This is a genomic window from Phaeovulum sp., assembly GCF_041596715.1.
GTDB lineage: Bacteria > Pseudomonadota > Alphaproteobacteria > Rhodobacterales > Rhodobacteraceae > UBA6213.
Map to the genome: position 1 here is coordinate 1 of NZ_JBFHIA010000320.1, position 2,714 is coordinate 2,714.

General features: G+C 65.1%; 3 protein-coding genes. All 3 read left to right on the forward strand.

The genetic code is table 11. From position 1 onward, the window contains the following. Nucleotides 1–251: 251 nt before the first annotated feature. The gene (locus ABY403_RS15330; protein WP_372841686.1) at nucleotides 252–1,868 is read left to right on the forward strand and encodes a PAS-domain containing protein; all 1,617 of its coding nucleotides are present in this window, start codon (nucleotides 252–254) and stop codon (nucleotides 1,866–1,868) included. A 79-nt stretch (nucleotides 1,869–1,947) separates the two neighbouring features. Further along, nucleotides 1,948–2,406, forward strand: a complete 459-nt coding sequence (locus ABY403_RS15335) for a hypothetical protein (RefSeq protein WP_372841687.1) — start codon at nucleotides 1,948–1,950, stop codon at nucleotides 2,404–2,406. Nucleotides 2,407–2,415: 9 nt separating this feature from the next. Continuing rightward, nucleotides 2,416–2,714, forward strand: a 299-nt coding sequence (locus tag ABY403_RS15340) for a tRNA (adenosine(37)-N6)-threonylcarbamoyltransferase complex ATPase subunit type 1 TsaE (RefSeq protein WP_372841688.1), incomplete at its 3' end; no start/stop codon positions are given.

Sequence of the window (2,714 nt, forward strand, 5' to 3'; positions counted from 1 at the left end):
GCTGTTGGAACGCACCGGCGCGACCATCACCTTTGCCAACGGCAGCGCGCCACTGCTGCGCGGAATCGAATATCCGGGCCATTCGGGTGCGGTGGTCGAGGTTGTCTGGCCTGCGGGCCGTGTTGTTGCCCCCGAGGGCGCACTTGGCGAAAATCGGCCCCTGTCGCGCTGAACAGGGGCCGAGGTCGGCTTAACACCTAGTTAACCAATTCGACCCATGCTTTGAAAGACTAAGCAGGGGCGGTTTTCACATGTTGGATGGCTGGGTGCTGGCGCTGATCATTGCAGCTACCTCGGTAGGCTCTGCCTGGATCGCGTTGCTGCTGCTTTCGCTGCGATATGACCGCGCGCCGGTCGCACCGAGCGCGGCGCTTTCGGAACTGGCGCTGGAGCCGGCGGTATTTCTGTTCGACAATGAGTTTCTGGTCGATGCCACGCAACCGGCGCGCGCGCTGCTTGAGGCTGCGCCGATGGGCGATAGCGACTGGGCGCGGCTTTCCGCGTTTCTGGCCCCGAGGTTCGATAATTTCAGCTCGGTGTTCTCGGATCTGGTCGATCGCGGGCGAATCGAGGTCAAGTCCCGGCCGCGCGGCATTGGCGAGGCACCGCTGCGACTGATCGCAGAAGCTGCGGGTGGCCTTGCGCGCCTGACCCTGATCGACCCCGAGGCAGAGGGCCGCGGCGTGATGGTGGACGGGCTGAGCCAGCGCGCGCTTGAAGACGAGGTAGAGCAGTTGCGCAGCGTGGCCGACCACGCGCCCATGCTCGTCTGGCGCGAAAACGCGGCGGGCGAGGTTATCTGGGCGAACCGCGCCTATCTTTTGCGGATCGAACCGCCCGATGCGGACGAGGGCGCGCTGGTCTGGCCCCTGCCACGGTTGTTCGAACCTGTCGCGGCGGGCAACGTGCTGCGGCGCTGCCTTGGCGCAGACACCGACGCGCCTGCGTGGTTCGATGTGCAAAGCCATGCGCTGGACGGCGGTGTGCAGTGCTTTGCGGTCTGCGCCGATGCAACCGTGCGGGCCGAACGTGCGCTGCGCGAGTTCGTGCAAACACTGACCAAGACCTTCGCAGATCTGCCGATTGGCATGGCGATTTTTGACCGACAGCGGCAGTTGCAACTATTCAACCCCGCGCTGATCGACCTGACACAACTCGGCGCTGATTTCCTTACAACGCGCCCGACGCTTTATGCCGTGCTCGACCGGTTGCGCGAGGCGCGGATGATGCCTGAACCCAAGGATTACCGAAGCTGGCGTCAGCAGATGAGCGCGCTTGAACAGGGCGCGGCGGCAGGGCACCACGTCGAAACATGGTCACTGCCGGGCGGGCAGACATACCGCGTCACCGGCCGCCCGCACCCGGACGGTGCGGTGGCGTTTTTGTTCGAAGACATAACCGCAGAGGTTTCGTTGACGCGGCGCTTCCGTGCAGAGCTGGAACTTGGCCAGTCGGTTCTTGATGCGATGGTTGAGGCGGTGGCGGTGTTTCTGCCTTCGGGAGAGCTTGCCACGGCGAACACCGCCTATGCCGAGCTTTGGGGGGACGACCCCGCAGGCACACTCGGCCGGGTGACACTACGCGATTCGCTGCAACTGTGGCAGGGCCGCGCGCGGCCGAACCCCGCGTGGGCAGAGTTGCGCGCGATTGCGACTGGTGCGTCCGATCGCACCAGTTGGTCGGGCGAGGTGGTGCTGGCCAGCGGCCAGCGCCTTGGCTGCCGCTTTCTGCCACTTTCGTCGGGTGCTAAACTGGTTGGCTTTACCCCACTGGCTGCACCAAAAGGCACCCGCAAAACCGCAGCTTCGCTAGCAACCGCCGTGCATCGCCGCGAGGCTGAGCTGGCGCTGCTGGCGCGCGGCGTCTGAGGCCGGGCAGGTCGGTTGCGCCTTGGTCTAAATCCGCCATGATTGCCGCGGGCGGGGCAACGAGGCAGGAACCAGAAGCATGAGCGCAGAGGCGATCGCAGGGACGCAGGTGTCAGAGGCCGCAATCGGCACAGCACTTGCAGAGCATCTGCGCCGCTGCGGGGCGATTGCGGTGCAACTGCGCGTGGCATCCGCCGCCGAATGTGCCGAGGCACTGCGTCACGCGCGGGCACTGGCCCCAGCAGACCGGCTGGTGGTGCTGGCACCCGCTGACCTGCTGCTACCCGGCGAGGCTGCACCAATTCGTGTCGTGCGGCTTTCATTTAGGGACGACACCGGGCCGAGTGCCAGCGAAATTGCCGCCGCGCTTGATTGCCTGCCGCGGCTTGATGCTGCGATTATCCTTGTCTTTCTTGGCCCAATGGCCGTGCCCTTGCCCAAAGCCATCGCGCAGCAAGTGCCCGACGGCGCGCGATTTGCCGACTGGCTGGCCACAAGCCTTGGCGATGCCACTTGCGGCGGCGGTGCCGCTGGCTAAGTTCGGGAAATGACACCGCTTGCCCCCCTTGCACTGCCCCTTGCCGATGCCGAGGCGACCGCCCGGCTTGGAACCATGCTGGCGCCATTGCTGCATGCTGGCGATGTGTTGTTGCTGGAAGGCCCGATTGGTGCCGGAAAAACGCACTTCGCGCGCACGCTTATTCAAGAACGGCTGCGCACCGCGGGGCTTCCGCCCGAGGATGTGCCTTCGCCAAGTTTTACGTTGGTGCAGGTCTACGACGCGGCGGGCACCGAGATCTGGCACGCAGACCTCTTTCGCCTTGGTAATGTGGCCGAGGCTGACGA